Here is a 16,256-nt window from a genome sequence, read left to right as displayed (position 1 = left end):
ACTTGCCTCTTCTTATTTATTGTATGCGAGAAATTTTGCATCGAAATTGGAATGGCAAGCATTGATCACCTTACCACATGATGCTATTATTAAAACGTTATTATACTCCGACCGACCGTCCGGTCAATTTAAAGATGGGGGAGCTGTAACCGTGAGGCCAAAAAGGAACTTTGCCGGTGTTGTCCTTGTCCTTTTCCTCCTGGCTGTAACTTTAGGTGGCTGTGGTAAAAATACGGCAGGCCAGGTGGAAACACCCAGGGTGCCGGTGGAAGTGGCACCTGTCAAACGGGGAAATATCGCCCAGCTGGCCCGGGTTACCGGGATAGTTCAGGCCGGAGCCACCGTCCAGGTGATGGCCGCCAGCGCGGGGAAGATAAAGTCGGTTCTGGTGGATGTCGGCGATAAAGTCTCCCGGGGCCAGGTAATCGCCGAGCTGGAAAACAGCGACCTGGAAGCGCGCCTGCAGCAGGCAAAGGCGAACCTGGAGCAGGCGCGCCTCGGCTTGGACCAGGCTGACGCCCGGGTGAAGCAGGCGGAAGTCAAGGCGGAGCTGGATGAGACCAACCTGAAGCGCACCCAGGCGCTGTTTGAACAGGGCGCAGCATCCCAGCAGCAGCTGGACGCCGCCCGCACAGCCGCGGCCGTCAGCCAGGAAGACCTGGCTGTAGCCCGCGCCGCCCTGGCGGCCGCTCAGGCCCAGGTCGCCGCGGCCGAGGCGGCCGTGCGCCAGGCCGAAGTAGCCCTGGAGAATACATACATCAAGGCGCCGGTGAGCGGGGAAGTAGCGGCGCGCCTGCTGGAGCCCGGCGCCCTGGCCCAGGGGGCGGTGGTCACCCTGGTGACCTCCGGCGAACGCCAGGTGGAGATTGGCGTTACCGAACAGGATGTCAACTACCTCCAGCCGGGCCGGGAGGTTACTGTGGAGGTGCCGGCTGCGGCAGAATCCTTGAAGGGGAGGGTCGCCAGCGTCAGCCCGGCAGCCGACGAACTTTCCCGCCTTTTTAAAGTCGAGGTCAGCCTTGTCAACGCCAAGCCGGCTGTCAGGCCGGGTATGGCCGCCACAGTTATCTACACCACCAGGCAGGTCAAAAACGCCCTTCTGGTACCCAAAAACGCCGTTATCAAGCGCGGCGCCCAGGACGTGGTCTATACAGTCGTTGAAGGCAAGGCGGCAGGTCGGGTAGTCACCACCGGTATAGCTGACGATAAAAACGTCGAGATCGTCAAGGGCCTGACTGACCAGGACAGCATTATAGTAAAAGGCCAGGACTTCGTCAGCGAAGGCCAGCCGGTGGAAGTCGTAAACGGGGGTGCAGGGGCATGAACTGGCTTCAGGCACTGGTCAGGCGGCCGGTAGCGGTAACCGTGGCCGTACTGGTAGCGTTTATCGTGGGAGCCGTGTCCCTATCGCGCCTGCAGATAGACCTCCTGCCCGATATGAACCTGCCCTACGCCGCGGTGATTACCACCTACCAGGGTGCCGGGCCGGAAGAAATCGAAAAGAGCATTACTAAACCCCTGGAAGACGTCCTGGGCACGGTCCAGGGAGTCAAAAATATCCAATCATACAGTATGTCCGGCACATCCGTTGTCCTGCTGGAGTTTAACTGGGGCCAGGATATGGATTTTGCGGCCCTGAATATGCGGGAGAAAGTCGACCAGACGGAGCGCTTTTTACCAGAGGCCGCCGACAAACCGATGGTAATGAAGTTTGACCCCAACATGATGCCCGTAATGACCCTGGCCATGTACGGCGCCCTGGACGAGCAGCAGCTGAAAGACCTGGCGGAAAACACCGTCAAGACGCGCCTTGAGCGCCTGGACGGCGTCGCCTCGGTCAACATCACCGGCGGCCTGGAGCGCGAGATCCAGGTGCTGGTAGACCCGGCCCGGCTGCAGCTCTACGGCCTGTCCATCAGCCAGGTGGTCCAGGCCCTGCAGGCGGAGAACAGCACCTTTTCCGCCGGCAAGGTCAGCGATGCCGGCAAGGACGTTCTGGTTCGGGTCGATGGCGAGTTTAAAGACCTGGACCAGATCCGCCAGGTGACCCTGACCACCGCCGCGGGGACGGTGCGCCTGGGCGATATAGCGGAAGTGCGGGATTATCATGCCGAGCGGCAGAACTATGCCCTGTTCAACGGCCGGCCGGCCATCGGCCTGTCTATCCAGAAACAGACTAGCGGCAATACGGTGCAGATCGCCCATGCTGTAAAACAAACTGTCAGGGAACTGCAAAAGGAGCTGCCGCCGGGGGTAACCCTGGAGCCGGTTGTCGACCAGTCCCGTTACATCGAAAGCGCCATCAACGGCGTTTACCGGGATATGCTGTATGGCGGGCTGCTGGCCATGCTTATTATTTTCATTTTCCTGCGGAACTTCCGCGCCACCCTGGTCATCGGCCTCACCATTCCCATCTCGGTAATTACGACTTTTGTTCTGCTCTATTTTGGCAAGATGACCCTCAATATGATGACCCTGGGCGGTCTCTCCCTGGGCATAGGCCGCATGGTCGACGACGCCATTGTCGTCTTTGACAACATCTACCGCCACCGCCAGGAGGGCCGGGAAGCTATGGCAGCGGCCGTCTCGGGGACCCGGCAGGTGACCACGGCCGTGGTGGCCTCCACCCTGACTACCGTATCTGTCTTTTTGCCCATCGCCTTTATTGAGGGATTGGCGCGGGAAATCTTCGGCCCCCTGGCCCTGGCGGTGGTCTGCTCCCTGATGGCTTCCCTGGCAGTTTCCATGACCGTCACCCCCACTGTGGCAGCCCGCCTCCTGGCAGGCACCCTGCCACCGGAGGCCACGACAGCCCGGAGTTTCTGGCAGAGCCTGGTTAACGGTCTGTGGCTGGCGCGTTTAAGCAATGCTTACAGCCGCTTCCTGAACTGGGCCCTGGGACACCGTAAAACTGTAATTGCGGTGGTAATCCTTATTTTTGCTGGGAGCCTGGCGCTGATACCCCTGGTGGGGGTAGAGTTTATGCCTGCCACCGACGAAGGAACAATCAACGTATCCATCGAGCTCCCCAAAGGGTCGGCCCTGGAGGCCACCGCCGCGGTGGCCGACCAGGTGGTGCAGGTGGCCCAGCAACAGCCGGAGGTCCAGAGCATCTACCAGCAGATCGGCAGTACCGGCGGCAGGGCCAGCTTTATGAGCGGTGAGACGCCGGAGGCAGCCAGCATCAGCATCAACCTGGTACCGCTGGAGGAGCGCCGTCGCAGTTCGACCGACGTGGCAGCGGCTATCCGGGCGCAGGTCCGGAAAATTGCGGGCGCCAGGATTAACGTCACTACCTCTTCCAGCTTCGGTGGGGCGATGAGCGGCGCGCCGGTGCAGGTCGACATTCACGGACCCGACCTGGAGCGCCTGAAAGAGCTTGCTAATACGGCGCAACAGCTGGTGGCCGCCGTGCCGGGCGCGGTAGGCGTGGAAAACAGCCTGGCTAAAGGCCGGCCCCAGGTAGAGATCACCGTCGACCGGGAAAAGGCCGCCCTGTACCGGCTGGGGGCGGGGCAGGTCGGTGCGGTGGTGGCCACGGCCGTAGGCGGCACGGTAGCCACCCGCTACCGCACCGGCGGTGACGAATACGACATCCGCGTCATTCTGCCGGAAGCCAGCCGTCGCAGTATTGCCGACCTGGAGAATCTCACGGTTCTGTCCCCTCTGGGGGTACAGGTGCCTTTAAAAGAGATCGCCAGCCTCAAGCTGGACACCACTCCCAGCACCATCAACCGCTACAACCAGGACCGGGTGGCCAGCATCACCGCCAATTTGAGCGGGACGCGCCCCCTCGCGGACGTGCTGCGCGACGTCCGGGCGCAGATGGCCCGGCTGGAATTGCCCCCGGGCTACAGCATCGAGTATACCGGCCAGAACGAGATGATGACTGAGACCTTCGGCCAGCTGGGCCTGGCCATGGTTATGGCCATAATCCTGGTCTACCTGGTCATGGCCGCCCAGTTTGAATCCTTCTTCCACCCCTTTATCATTATGTTTTCCATCCCGGTGTCTTTAACAGGGGTGGTACTGGCTCTGCTGGCAACGGGAAGAACTTTCAACGTCGTCGCCTTTATCGGGATCATCATGCTGGCCGGCATTGTACTCTCCAACGCCATTGTCCTGGTGGACTACATCAACATCCTGAGGCGGGAAGGCGTGCCGCGGCAGGAGGCTATCTTGACGGCCGGCCGCACCCGCCTGCGGCCCATCCTGATGACGGCCCTGACCACAATCCTCGCCATGCTGCCTCTCGCTACCGGCATCGGCGAAGGGGCCGAAATGGAAGCCGGCCTGGCTACGGCCGTTATCGGCGGCCTCCTGGCATCTACGCTGCTGACCCTGGTCCTGATACCGGTATTGTATACCGTCTTAGAAGACCTGGGGCAGCGCCTGGCCCGCTTGCTGCGGCCGGCGCGGCGCCGGCAGGGGGTAGGGGTATAAGGCCGCCGGTTCGCCGGCAGATTCCGGCGGCGGGGCAAACCGCCGCCGGCACCGCCTGCCTGCGGCCGGAAATGTAAATAGCAGGTATGGAAAACACGGAAAAGGAGAGGGGAGAGATATGACCCGCGCGACAGGCGACAAGCGCCAGCAGATCCTGGCCGCCGCCACCGAGATCTTTGCCGCCCGCGGCTTTTACCAGGCTAAAATAGCCGACATCGCCGCGGCCGCCGGGGTGGGGAAGGGGACCGTCTACGAGTATTTCCGCAGCAAAAAGGATCTCTTCCAGCAGCTGCTGCTGTATCTTTCCAACACCTACCTGGACCGCCTGCAGCAAGTGAGCCAGGAGCCGACCCTGGCCGGGTTCCTGGAGCGCCTTTTCAGGGAAAGCCTGAGCGAGTTCCAGGCTCACCGGGAAATTGCCAGAATTCTCTTGAGCGATCACCCGCCCATCGACGCCGCCACCCAGCGGCTGCTTTTCGCCACCCAACAAGAGAAGCTGCACCGCCTGGCGCTTTATCTCCAGGTTGCCGGGAAACGAGGAGAGATGCGCCCGGTGTCGCCCCGGCTGGCCGCCAACCTGATCTTGGGTTTCATCGCTGCCCTGGGCCACCAGCTTTTCTTTGAAAGCGATACGGATTTCGATCCGGCCAGCATCGCCAGCGCAGCCACGGAGATGATTCTCCAGGGTATCGGCGGCTAGGGAAAGCGGAACTGTCCGGGCCGCCGAGCGCCTGCAGCCCGGCATGGCTCCTGATCCCACCGCCTCACCCGGGCGCTTGCCCTACCTGCCCCGGGCCGGTAAGTAAAAAGCGCGGTCGTAAACCGCGCCTTTTACTCCTCCTAGACCACATTTCGCTTGGGAAGCCTTGCCCGGGGTCTGCTTTTGCTTTTGCCCAGTTCAAGCTGCTCGTCGATGTCCATAATCCTGACGAGCAGGTGGGGCCGCTCTCTTTCCGAAGCATAGGCCCACTGTTCCAAGAGCGCCTTGCGTTCGCGGAGGAGATTGCGCTGGATGTCCTTTAACATTTTTATGCCTCCCTTCTTCGTTATAAATAAGTAAACCGGGGGAATTGCAGGAAACTAGATTCTTTTGCTAAATAGTATCTCTCGTTGCCCCCGTTTTTATTATACCATAAAGACAGGTACTTTGTGAATTATAGCTTGATAAAAAATTGCAATTATTTCTCCTCGTCAGGACAAAAAAATGCTAACAGGAATCTAGCCCTTTGTGTCGAATTAGACTTAGATAAACCTTAAGCGAGCTTTTGTGACCAAGTTATTTCCGGGAGGAGCCCTGGAGAATGGAGCGTTCTTCCTTACGTAACTGGAAAATAGCCCTGCCCCTGGTCCTGCTAATGGCTGCCGGCATTTATTTTACCGGCCGGTCAGTCCAGGCCGGAGGACCGGAGCCGGGCAGCAGCCAGGACCCCCTGGTGACTAAATCTTATGTCGACAATTATATCAACAGCCGCGTTCGGGAACTGCAGGGGCAGCTTGATAACATAAACAGGCAGATTGCCGAGCTGGAAGCCAGGGTAACGGCCCTGGAGCAGCGGCCGGTGATTAAGTTAACAATCGGCAGCAAAACGGCCTATGTGGGCGGCACCGCCAAACAGCTGCCGGTTGCTCCCTACCAGACGGGCAACGGTACCTCCATGGTTCCCTTCCGCTTTATCGGCGAGGCCCTGGGGGCTAAAGTTGATTATAATGCAGCGACGCAAACTGTCAGTTATACCACGGCAGCACATTCCGTTATACTGAAAATCGGTACTCTGAGCGGTACCTTTGACGGCCGGAAAGTCGACATTCCTGCGCCGGCCACCTTGATAAACGGGACGACCATGGTGCCGGTGCGGGTCATCAGCCAGGGTCTGGGAGCCAGGGTGGATTGGGATCAGGCTACGATGACCATTACCATCAGGCCATGACTTTAGAATCTGTGCAGGTACGGCAGAAGCAACGTAAAGGGCGCGTCAGGCGCCCCTTCCTATGTCACGGCGAAAAATTTTTGCAGGCAGGGGAACCCGAAAGGTTAATTTATCGTCTATAAGTTTGGAGGAAGAGTTCATGGCGACACCAGACCAGTATCAAACCGAATTCTGGGGTGAAAGGTCGGCCCTGGCCAGGCGCCGCCGCCGCAGCTCCCTTCCTTTGATTTTGGGTTTAATGCTGCTGGCCTTTTTTACCTTTGGCGTCTTCGCCTTTGCCGGTTACCGGCTGGCCAACCTCTGGCTGACCGGGGGCCTGGCGACCGGCCAGGGGAATAAGGACGGCAGCGGCCTGGCCGAGGCGGCACCCGGCCGGCCCCAGACCATTTTGCTCATCGGCATCGACCGGCGCCAGCCCCAGGAGCCTTCCCGGTCCGATACCATTATCCTGGCGGTCCTCGATCCCGGGAAACCGGGGGTTGACCTCCTCTCCATACCGCGGGACACGCGGGTAAAAATACCCGGCCACGGCTATGATAAAATCAACGCCGCCCACGCCCTGGGCGGCCCGCAGCTGCTAATGGACACCATCAACGATTTCCTGGGCACCCATATCGAGAAGTATGTGGAAGTCGACTTCCAGGGGTTTGAAAAAATCATTGACATCCTGGGCGGCGTTGATATTGACGTGGACAAGCGCATGTATTACCCGGAAGAGGGCATTAATCTCCGCCCGGGATTCCAGCACTTGAACGGCCACGATGCCCTGGGCTACGTGCGTTATCGCTACGACCCGGAAGGAGACATCACCAGGATCGGCCGCCAGCAGAAATTTATCAAGGCCCTCATTGACCAGACCCTGAAACTAAGCACCATCCCTAAAATCCCAAAGCTGGTTAATGAAATCAGCAAGGAAGTCACGACCAACCTGAGCATTAAGGAAATGCTTTCCCTGGCGATAAGTATGAAGGATTTAAACGGCAGCGCCGTGACCTCATACTTGCTTCCCGGAGAAGGCAGGTACATCAACGGCATCAGCTATTACCTGGTCGACCAGAAAAAGCTGGCGGAAACCCTGGCCGCCATACCCAACCTGCGGTAAAGAAAGCCCGGCCGCTACTCTTAGCCGGCACCGGCCAGGCAGCAGGGAGAGGAAGGCCGGCCTCCGGCTATCCCTCACGAAGGAGAGGGCAGGATTATGTCAAGCTGCTATGTCCTGGGCAACCGGGTCGATCCCCTCACCCTGGCCGGGGCTGTGGCCAGGGTGGCAGAGTTTATCGCGGCCGGTAACCCCCACCATGTGGTGACGCTGAACGCGGAAATCGCCTACCGGGCCTACCGTGAGCCGGATCTCCGGGCCGTCATCAACCGCGCCCACCTGGTAACGGCCGACGGCGCCGGCATCCTCTGGGCGGCCCGCAAGCTGGGAACGCTGCTGCCGGAACGGGTTACGGGCATCGACCTCCTCCAGGCCCTGGCGGCAGAGGGCGCCCGCCGGGGCTGGCGTTTTTACCTCTACGGCGCCGCCCCCGGCGTGGCTGAGGCGGCGGCTGCCAGATTAGTCAGGGAACATCCCGGCCTGGTGGTGGCCGGCACCAGCCATGGTTACCTGTCAGCCCGGGAAATACCGGGACTTATAGAGGCTATCAAAGAAGCGCGACCCCATATTCTCCTTGTGGGCCTCGGCGCCCCGAAGCAGGAATACTGGATCGCCGGCCACCTCAAAGAGCTCCAGGTGCCGGTGGCCATGGGCGTGGGGGGAAGCTTCGATGTCCTGGCGGGACGGGCGCGGCGGGCACCGGCCTGGGTGCAGCGGCTGAACCTGGAATGGCTGTACCGGGTGCTCCAGGAGCCGGCAAGGGTCAAAAGAACGCTGGCCCTGCCGAAGTTTATGCTGGCAGTACTGCGGCAGGCCTGCAAAAAGGGCTGAGGCCCGTGCCTGCTATCGGCCGGGCCTGTTAATGTGACCACCACCGGGTTCACCGGCAGTTATACTCGGCAAGGAGTATACATATGGGCATAAGTTTACATAAAACAAAAACCGTTACCAGGGTACTTGTCTTTTCTATGTTCCTGCTCCTGCTGGTCCTCCTGGGACCTCCCCCTGGGCGGCAGGGCCGGGGCTTCCTCACCGACCGCGCCGCGGATATCATCGGCGCCCGGCCCCTGGCGGCGCCGGGCCTGGTGGCACCGGCCGGTCTTACCGGCAAGGGCGAGATTGTGGGCCTGGCCGACAGCGGCCTGGATGTCGGTAGTGCGAGCGACATTCACCCCGACCTGCAGGGCGCTCCCGGCCAGATGCCCAAAGTGGTCATGCTCAAGAGCTGGGCGGGGAGGGAAAAGGCCGACGACCCTGTCGGCCACGGCACCCACCTGGCCGGTATTATCGCCGGTACAGGTGCGGCCTCAAACGATCAGTACCGCGGCATCGCCCCCGGGGCCAGCATCTATTTCCAGGGCCTGTTAAACTCCAGGGGGGAAATGGCGATCCCCGAAGACCTTTCCCGCCTCTTCCGACCCGCCTATGAGGCCGGCGTCCGCATTCACGTCGACGGCTGGGGCGGCGGTCCCAACGCCTACCGCGACGCTGCCGCCCAGATTGACAGCTTTGTCCGCCAGTACCCCGACTTCCTTCCCATCTTCGGCGCCGGCAACAGCGGGCCGGTCCAGGGGTCCCTTACAACCGAAGCCAACAGCAAAAACGCCCTGGTGGTAGGGGCGAGCGAGTCCGTGCGCCCCGCTTTCAGCCCCGACGCCAATGATGCCAGCCGCCAGGCCGATTTCTCCAGCCGCGGCCCCACCGGTGACGGGCGCAATAAACCCGATCTCCTGGCGCCGGGTACGGGTATCGTCGCTCCCCGCTCCCGCCTGGTAGAAGGCAATTTCCCGCCCAATGCCAGCTATAACGTCCAGAGCGGCACCAGCCAGGCAGCGGCCGTGACCGGCGGTGCCGCGGCTATCTTACGCCAGTACCTGAAAACAAGGGGTTTTTCCGACCCCTCTGCGGCACTGTTGAAGGCCGCCCTGGTCAACGGCGCCTGGACGCCGCCGGAAGGGCCGACGGCTGCTTTTCCCGGCATCCTGGACCTGGCCGGAACTGTCCTGGCCCTGGAGGAAAAGAGCATGCACCTTGTGGATGCCGGAGAAGGCCTGGCAGCGGGGCAGGAGATGACCTTCCAGGTCGAAGTGAATGCCGCAGCTGCGCCTTTCAAGGCCACCCTGGCCTGGACCGACCCGGCACCGGCACCCGGAGCCGAGGCCGCCCTGGTCAATGACCTGGACCTGGTGGTAATTGCGCCCGACGGCCGCCAGTTTTTCGGTAATGATTATAACGATACCGGTAAAGCCGACCGCCGCAACAATCTGGAAAAAGTTTACATAAAAGACCCGGCCCCCGGCACTTACACCGTTAAAGTACGGGCCATAACCATCACCAAAAGCGCTCTGCCCGGGACCCGGCAGCCGGTCCAGGATTTTGCCCTGGCCTTCGGTCGGCCCCTGGAGCGGGGAGTGGTGGCCGGGGTAAACGGCAACAGCGTGATTTTAAGCGACGGCCGCACCATTACCGCCCCGCCAGGGGGCATCAAAAACTGCGTCGACGGCGCTGTGGCCCCGGCCGATAGCGCCTCCATCCTGCCGGGCTCCGAAGCCTACCTGGGGCCGCAAACCCTGTATATAGTAGGCCGTAGCTGGCAGGCCGCCGGCGTCCAGGCCCTGCAGACCGGCCAGGGCAGCCTGTTCCTGGAGATTAACAGCCAGGCCCGGACCGGCGGCTACTACTTCAATCCTGCCGGGAGCCTTTCCGTCAACGACCGTCCCGGCATAGCCGCGGACCTGCCGCCCGGCTTTTCCCTGGACGCCACCCTCAATCCGGCAACCCAGACTCTGTGGCGGGTCCGGGCCGGCTATCAGGAAAAGGAAGGCATTCTCGCCCGCATTGACCTGGAAAAGCGAGAACTCTGGCTCCTGGGACGCGATGCCCCCTATACCTTCAGTCCGCATGTCGCCGTAACCTTTGCCGATAAACTGGTAGATGCCGGCAGGGAGGATCTCCCTTACGGCGCCGCCGGGCGGGCCGAAGCCGGGTCCCTGGTGCCGGGTATGGCCGTGCACCTGGTTTTCGATCCGGCAACAGGCCTGGTGGAATACATCGCCGTAAAAAGAGAGCTGGCCCTGGGACAGGTGACCAGGGTTGAGGGCAATAGCCTCACCCTGGCCACCGGCGCCACCTATACCCTTTTTCCCGGCGCGCCCGTCAAGCGCGACGGCGAGCCGGCGCAGGTGGCCGCCGTCCGCCCCGGCGACTGGGCGGTTCTGAACCTTATGTCCGGCAGCCGGCAGATAATAGCCCTGACGGCTTACAGCAATGTCACTTACGGCCGCGTCCTCTATGTGAGCGCGAACCGGCGCAGCCTGTACCTCATGGATTATGCCAATCAGTTTCGGATTTACGGACTGGATGATAGCACGGAAGTATTTCGCTGGGGGCTCCCCGTCAGCGTCGCTACTTTAAGTCCGGGCGACTGGGTGCGCCTGACGATAGCTCCGGGAGGAGAAAAGGCCTGGCGCGCCGATATAGCTGCCCCGGCCGGTGAAACCGGTAAAGTCCTGGCCGGCGTTGACGGGCGGCAGGGCCTCCTGCGCACCGCCGACGGCGGCAGCTACTTTTTAAGCGACCGCACCCTGGTCACTCTAAACGGCTACCGGGTGGACGCTGCCGGCCTGCCGGCCTGGGTGCCCGTGACCCTTACCCTTCTGGAAGGGCCGGAAGGGTCCATCCTGGCCCGGGTAGCAGCTGCGAGCTTTCCCGCCAGCCGGCCGCCGGAACTGGCCGTCTCGGTCCTGCCACGGGAAACCGGCTTCATCCTTAAAGGGACCACTACCGCCAGCCGCCTGTATTTAAACTATGATGACGGCAGACAGGAGATAATTCCGCTGGATGCCAGGGGCAATTTCCAGTGGCCTTTATCAGGCGGGGAAAAAAGCGTCCTCCTGGTGGCCCTGGACCAGGCGACGAGCGGGGTGACGGGGCAGAAAATCGACCTGGAAAGCACGGTAGGAGAGGGTTTCTGGGATACCTTTGGCCACTGGGCGGAAGAGGACATCAAGAAAATGGCCGCCCGGGGTATACTGGAGGGCTATGAGGACGGCAGCTTTCGTCCGGACAGCCCGGTGCGGCGGGTGGAGCTGGTAGCCATGCTGGTCCGCCTGGCCGGCTGGGCGCCCGGCAGCGGGGAACCCCTGCCTTTCAGAGACGCGGCCGCCATCCCGGCCTGGGCGCAGGGCATTGTGGCCGCGGCCCGGACCCACGGCCTGGTAGCCGGCTATGAAGACGGCACCTTCCGACCGGACCGGCCCGTCAGCCGCGTGGAAGCGGCGGCCTTTTTCACCCGTTACCTGGAGATAGTAAGTAAAGGCACCGGGAACGGCAGCGCCGCAGACGAGGCCGCCCCTCCCTCCGGAACGACCGCGCCGCTCCCGGCAGCTTCCCCGGCCGGACAGGCAGAAAACTCCCGGACGGGTGTATCTAACGCGGGCAGCCCCCTTACCGGCGCGGCACCTGGTACCTCCATGCCGGATTCCCTCCCCTTCCGCGACCGGGACGACGTCCCGGCGTGGGGCCGGGAGGCCGTGGCCCGCGCCTATACAAAAGGCCTCATGCGCGGCGTGGCGCCGGACGTCTTTGCCCCCCTCTCCCCCCTCACCCGCGCCCAGGCCGCGGCCGTCCTGGCACGGATGTAGATATAAATTAAGGGACCTCGCGGTCCCTTAATTCGTCTCCAGCCATAATATGATGGTGTGCTGTTTCGTTTCCTCTTCCCAGGTGCTGAGCTGTTGTTCCAGGGCTTTGGCTTCCTTAGCGAGTTTTTCTTTTTCCGCCGAATCGGCGGCGGCGTTCACCTGGGCCACCTTGGCCTGGTACTGCTCCAGGGTGGCGCTGAACTGCTCGGTCAGGTCCAGGGTAGTGGTATTTTTGGAGATCACCTGACCCAGCTGGCTCAGTCCGTCCAGGAGGGCAGCGGCCTGGCCTTCTGCTACCTTGAATGTGTAAATTACCCGTTTTTCCTGGCCGTTGTCCTGGTCGGCGATGACCTGGGTGTCCGCGCCGCTGCCGGCCGCCAGGCTCAAGGCCCTTGCCCTAGCCACTGCCATATCAGCCACCGTAATTTTAAGCATGGTGCTGGTCGCCTGGCGCCGGTCGCCCAAGAAGGCGCGGGCTACATAGGGTTCAGCTGCAGCTACCTGCGTGGGCTGCCCGCCAGAATTGCCGTTGCCTGTAGGTGTAACCGCTCCGTCGGCGGGTTTGGAAGACTCTTTGCCGCTGCTGGCGATCACGGGTGCCGTGTCTTTACCGGGCGCTTCACCGCCACCCGGCTGCCGGCCGTCTGGCTTTACCGTCTGGCTGGTCCCGCTGTCCGGCAGCAAATTTGACGCCGGCGGCTCCGCGTTCGGAACGGGGTTGTCAACAGCTACCTGCCGGCCATCGCTGTGCTGCACACTGGCTACAGGTGCAGGCAAGTGCTGCCATATTCCCCGGGCGGCGTAGCCGATAGAGCCGGCGGCCAGTACAGCCACGGCTGCAGCGGCAGCCGCCCAGCGCCGGATACCTCGCCAGGGCCGGACCCTTTGCCGTTCCGCCAGCCTGGCGTTGGCCGCCGTAGCAAACCCCGGCGGCGCCGCCACCGGCGCCTTCAACCCCTGCAGCGCCAGGGAAAGCTTTCGCCAGCGGGCCAGTTCCTCCCGGCAGGCCGGGCAGCCTTCCAGGTGCTGCTGTAAAACTTCCATTTCTTCTGTGGCGAGTTCCCCGTCCAGGTAGGGCGAGAAAAACTCCCGCGCTTCACGGCACTGCATAACCTCTCACCTCAAGGCTGCCTGTGCTCAGGCGGCTTCTCCTCTGCCATCTGCGTTACTTTCTCTCTCATAGCCTGCCGCGCCCGGTTGAGGCGCGATTTCACCGTCCCCGGCGGGCAGCCCAGCAGGGACGCAATTTCCTCATAACTGTAACCCTGCAGTTCCCGCAGCACCAGCACCGCCTGGTACTCCGCCGGCAGCTGCCTTAAGGCGCTGCGGACAAAGCCCCTCAGCTCCATGTCCTCTACCAGTTCCTGGGGGTCGCCCCCGGCAGCGGCCACTTCCCTGGTGACCTCGCCCTCACCCGTATCCAGGGGGGCGTCCAGGGAAACCGCCGGGTGGCGGGCTATTTTCCGGCGCAGGTTTAAAAATAAATTTACGGTGATGCGGTGCAGCCAGGTGCCCGGGTCGGCCTCGTACCGGAACTTATCCAGCCCCATGTAGGCCCGGACAAAAACCTCCTGGGCCAGGTCCTGGGCGTCGGTATGGTTGCCCGTCAGCTGGTAGCTCAAATTATATACTCTATCTTGATAGGTCAGGACCAGTTCTTCAAAGGAAACAGCGCCATTCTTTTTGCCAGGCGCTTTTTTACTCCCAAGGTTCAAGAAGAACACCCCTGGAGGCCCGGTATTACCCGGACACTTATTAGACAACATTGAAGGACAAAAAGTTCCCATTTTGCATTTCTAGTATATTATAGCCACGGGTCCCCTGCAACCTGGCAAATAATGTATTTAGCTTTTATTTATTCCCTGTTAAATAAACTTAATTGCTGATCCGGACCCACGCCGTACCCTCTCCGCTTTCACTCCGTTTTATGAACTATTGCGTCATAAAGTTGTATTTAAACAGGATTGCAGCCATTAAAACAGGGACCTCGCGGTCCCTCATAGTGACTAAAGCCAATACCTGTCCTTTAATCTGCGCCATCCTCAATTTTCCAGTTGCTTTCTCAGGACATTTATCTCTTCCGGGCTAAGTCCGGTAGCCTTGATAATGGTGTCAATGTCTATGTTGAGCAGCAGCAAGTTTCTGGCTATTTCCTGTTGGGCTTCCAGCTTGCCTTCCAACTTGCCCTCCAACTTACCCTCAATCTTACCTTCAATCTTGCCTTCCATCTTGCCTTTCAATAAAGCCTGCTGCTGCATCTCTGCCAGGGTTAATTCCAGGTTGTAAATCATCCGTCCCACCAGCTCTTCCGGGCGCATCTTCTGGTCCAGGAGAAAGACACCGGCGATCAGGTTTGCCGCCCTGATAAGTTCTTCTTCGCTGTAACGGTTGACGTCAAAGAGAAGATAGCGGAAGTCCAGGAGATGCCCGCAAAAATCCTGGTAACGGTCCAGCATTTCTTTGAAAGAGAGCGCCGCTGTCCAGGAGCCGGCTCCGTTGTAGAGGACGGCCGGGATGATGGGCGGCAGGCGGAAATGTTTGCTTTCCCGCTCATACTGCGGCGTGTTGTTGAAGATTTCCCGCCAGATCTCTACCATATAAAGCAATAGACGGAAGGGTATGAGGTAGTCTACCGTTGACTGCAGCTCCAGCAGGACGTAAAAGATGACGTTTTTATCTCTGGTCTTAAGCCGGTAGACGATATCGGCTTCTTTCTCGCTGAAATCCTGGAGGACGTAGGATTTGTTCACCAGGATGAGGTCGTCGGCATCAATGGTTTCTACCCATTTTTCCCGGACGAAGGTCTTTATGAGTTCCAGGAACACCCTTTTGTCGGATAGAAGTTGCTTGTAACCTTTGTCATGGGGGTGATGGGTTGCTCCGCTTGCCCTTCGTTTTCCGGCATGGAAACACCTTCTTCCGGCTATCATTATACCATATCTTTGGGGCAAAAGATACTTTCAGGAAACCCTTAAATAACAAGGGAACTCTTGCTTCCTTATTGCATCTCCAGCCGCCGGCCCAACGCCGTACCCTTTTCGCTTTCACCCCGTTTTATTTTTCTTTGCAGCCTCATTGCCTGCATTCCAGACTGAGGTCATATTTTGATGGCCATATTTTAAACCTCAACTGACGAGCCGGTGCAAGCGCTAGTATGGGCTTTCTTTTGCCAGGCGCTTTCGGCAAGGTGAGATGACTGTGAATTGACAGCGTAATAGGAATATAGCAAAATAGTAAAGGCATGCTGTCTATGCACCCGGGCTGTTTGGCGCGGGTGCTTTTTTGTATGCCCGGTAAGGGTGCACACCACATTTTATTCTGCCATCAGGACGGGAGAGTATTTCCGAAAAATTAACCTGCTCTTCGTTAAAAAATTTATTTCTTCAGGCCGAAACTTTTGCTGGCGTTTTTCGTGTTTATAAGCAGAAAACGAAAAAGGCAGGAACCGGATTAAGGGTGTCTATCCATGGATGAAGTCAAAGGCCTGATAGCCAGGGTCCAGCAAGGGGATATGTACGCTTTTGAAGAGCTGGTAAGAGCCTACCAGGAGAAGATTTACTCCCTGGCCTTCACCCTGGCAGGCAACCATGCCGACGCTGAAGATCTGGCCCAGGAAATCTTGCTGAAAGTGTACATAGCACTGCCAAATTTCGTTAATGACGAGCGAGGGTTTGACGCCTGGGTGCATAGAATTGGTGTTAATCTGTGGATTGACTGGTGGAGAAGGCGCAAGAAGGTACAGATATTTTCCCTGGATGCCGGAGGGGGTACCGATGATGGCGGAATAAGCTGGGAAATAGCAAGTGAAGGGAACAATCCGGAAGAAGAATTAAAAAAGAAAGAGTTCTGGAGGGCGCTGTGGCGTACCATGGGCGAACTCCCGGAAAACTGCCGGGTGGCGCTCAAATTAAGGGCGATTGACGGTTATTCCTATAAAGAAATTACCGTTATCTTGAAAAACTCTGAGGCGGGCCTCAAGTCCCAGTTGAACCGCTGCCGGCAGCGGTTGAAACAAAAGTTAGCGGCTGCCGGGTTCTATCTCTAGGGCCAAAATAGTATGGAGGGCCATAAAAATTTTTCCTGATGGAGCGAAACTTTCGGGTTCGTTATGCGTGTTAATATGCAGAAAGGCCGGTGGAAGAG

At 59.8% G+C, this 16,256-nt stretch carries 12 protein-coding genes; 8 read left to right on the top strand and 4 right to left on the bottom strand.

Annotation, left to right across the window (positions count from 1 at the left end):
• Nucleotides 1-151 precede the first annotated feature (151 nt).
• The 3 genes from E308F_RS02775 (at nucleotide 152) to E308F_RS02765 (ending at nucleotide 5,143) form a co-directional block, all read left to right on the top strand.
• Complete coding sequence (locus E308F_RS02775) at nucleotides 152-1,324, top strand: efflux RND transporter periplasmic adaptor subunit (protein ID WP_141263331.1); 1,173 nt, start codon at nucleotides 152-154, stop codon at nucleotides 1,322-1,324.
• Nucleotides 1,321-4,443: an efflux RND transporter permease subunit gene (locus E308F_RS02770; RefSeq protein ID WP_141263329.1), complete on the top strand. Its 3,123-nt coding sequence runs from the start codon at nucleotides 1,321-1,323 to the stop codon at nucleotides 4,441-4,443. The genes E308F_RS02775 and E308F_RS02770 overlap by 4 nt, the downstream gene beginning before the upstream one ends.
• Before the next feature lie 118 nt (nucleotides 4,444-4,561).
• The gene (locus E308F_RS02765) at nucleotides 4,562-5,143 is read left to right on the top strand and encodes a TetR/AcrR family transcriptional regulator (protein WP_141263327.1); all 582 of its coding nucleotides are present in this window, start codon (nucleotides 4,562-4,564) and stop codon (nucleotides 5,141-5,143) included.
• A 140-nt stretch (nucleotides 5,144-5,283) separates the two neighbouring features.
• On the opposite strand, the gene E308F_RS02760 is transcribed toward E308F_RS02765, so the two are convergent.
• Nucleotides 5,284-5,469 carry a hypothetical protein gene (locus E308F_RS02760; RefSeq protein ID WP_141263325.1) on the bottom strand — a complete coding sequence of 62 codons (186 nt, stop codon included), beginning with the start codon at nucleotides 5,467-5,469 and terminating at the stop codon, nucleotides 5,284-5,286.
• A 275-nt stretch (nucleotides 5,470-5,744) separates the two neighbouring features.
• Between E308F_RS02760 and E308F_RS02755 the strand changes: the two genes are divergently transcribed.
• The 4 genes from E308F_RS02755 to E308F_RS02740 all read left to right on the top strand — a co-directional run bounded on the left by E308F_RS02755 (nucleotide 5,745) and on the right by E308F_RS02740 (nucleotide 12,113).
• Nucleotides 5,745-6,371, top strand: a complete 627-nt coding sequence (locus E308F_RS02755) for a copper amine oxidase N-terminal domain-containing protein (RefSeq protein WP_141263323.1) — start codon at nucleotides 5,745-5,747, stop codon at nucleotides 6,369-6,371.
• Between the two features lie 139 nt (nucleotides 6,372-6,510).
• Nucleotides 6,511-7,473 carry an LCP family protein gene (locus tag E308F_RS02750; RefSeq protein ID WP_141263321.1) on the top strand — a complete coding sequence of 321 codons (963 nt, stop codon included), beginning with the start codon at nucleotides 6,511-6,513 and terminating at the stop codon, nucleotides 7,471-7,473.
• A gap of 96 nt (nucleotides 7,474-7,569) precedes the next feature.
• Entirely contained in the window at nucleotides 7,570-8,301 is a 732-nt protein-coding gene (locus E308F_RS02745) for a WecB/TagA/CpsF family glycosyltransferase (protein WP_141263319.1), read from the top strand.
• Between the two features lie 83 nt (nucleotides 8,302-8,384).
• A complete protein-coding gene (locus E308F_RS02740) occupies nucleotides 8,385-12,113 on the top strand; it encodes a S8 family serine peptidase (protein WP_141263317.1) in 3,729 nt (1,242 codons plus the stop codon).
• Between the two features lie 27 nt (nucleotides 12,114-12,140).
• Here the strand turns inward: E308F_RS02740 and E308F_RS02735 are convergent, their stop codons facing one another.
• The 3 genes from E308F_RS02735 to E308F_RS02725 all read right to left on the bottom strand — a co-directional run bounded on the left by E308F_RS02735 (nucleotide 12,141) and on the right by E308F_RS02725 (nucleotide 14,938).
• Nucleotides 12,141-13,223 carry a zf-HC2 domain-containing protein gene (locus E308F_RS02735; protein WP_141263315.1) on the bottom strand — a complete coding sequence of 361 codons (1,083 nt, stop codon included), beginning with the start codon at nucleotides 13,221-13,223 and terminating at the stop codon, nucleotides 12,141-12,143.
• Nucleotides 13,224-13,234: 11 nt separating this feature from the next.
• On the bottom strand, nucleotides 13,235-13,828 hold the full coding sequence (locus E308F_RS02730; protein WP_141263313.1) for an RNA polymerase sigma factor: 594 nt from the start codon (nucleotides 13,826-13,828) through the stop codon (nucleotides 13,235-13,237).
• A 327-nt stretch (nucleotides 13,829-14,155) separates the two neighbouring features.
• Nucleotides 14,156-14,938 carry an Rpn family recombination-promoting nuclease/putative transposase gene (locus tag E308F_RS02725; protein WP_253260380.1) on the bottom strand — a complete coding sequence of 261 codons (783 nt, stop codon included), beginning with the start codon at nucleotides 14,936-14,938 and terminating at the stop codon, nucleotides 14,156-14,158.
• Nucleotides 14,939-15,579: 641 nt separating this feature from the next.
• Here E308F_RS02725 and E308F_RS02720 point away from each other — a divergent pair.
• A complete protein-coding gene (locus tag E308F_RS02720) occupies nucleotides 15,580-16,158 on the top strand; it encodes an RNA polymerase sigma factor (RefSeq protein WP_141263311.1) in 579 nt (192 codons plus the stop codon).
• The last annotated feature ends 98 nt before the right edge of the window (nucleotides 16,159-16,256 follow it).

This window comes from Moorella sp. E308F (assembly GCF_006538365.1).
GTDB lineage: Bacteria > Bacillota > DSM-521 > Neomoorellales > Neomoorellaceae > Neomoorella.
This window is presented reverse-complemented; position numbering and strand designations above follow the sequence as displayed.

What these genes read in the sequence shown, in the direction of transcription:
- E308F_RS02755 (WP_141263323.1), top strand. Translation starts at nt 5,745, where the DNA reads ATGGAGCGTTCTTCCTTACGTAACTGGAAAATAGCCCTGCCCCTGGTC.
- E308F_RS02750 (WP_141263321.1), top strand. Translation starts at nt 6,511, where the DNA reads ATGGCGACACCAGACCAGTATCAAACCGAATTCTGGGGTGAAAGGTCG.
- E308F_RS02745 (WP_141263319.1), top strand. Translation starts at nt 7,570, where the DNA reads ATGTCAAGCTGCTATGTCCTGGGCAACCGGGTCGATCCCCTCACCCTG.
- E308F_RS02720 (WP_141263311.1), top strand. Translation starts at nt 15,580, where the DNA reads ATGGATGAAGTCAAAGGCCTGATAGCCAGGGTCCAGCAAGGGGATATG.
- E308F_RS02735 (WP_141263315.1), bottom strand. Translation starts at nt 13,223, where the DNA reads ATGCAGTGCCGTGAAGCGCGGGAGTTTTTCTCGCCCTACCTGGACGGG.
- E308F_RS02740 (WP_141263317.1), top strand. Translation starts at nt 8,385, where the DNA reads ATGGGCATAAGTTTACATAAAACAAAAACCGTTACCAGGGTACTTGTC.
- E308F_RS02770 (WP_141263329.1), top strand. Translation starts at nt 1,321, where the DNA reads ATGAACTGGCTTCAGGCACTGGTCAGGCGGCCGGTAGCGGTAACCGTG.
- E308F_RS02765 (WP_141263327.1), top strand. Translation starts at nt 4,562, where the DNA reads ATGACCCGCGCGACAGGCGACAAGCGCCAGCAGATCCTGGCCGCCGCC.
- E308F_RS02760 (WP_141263325.1), bottom strand. Translation starts at nt 5,469, where the DNA reads ATGTTAAAGGACATCCAGCGCAATCTCCTCCGCGAACGCAAGGCGCTC.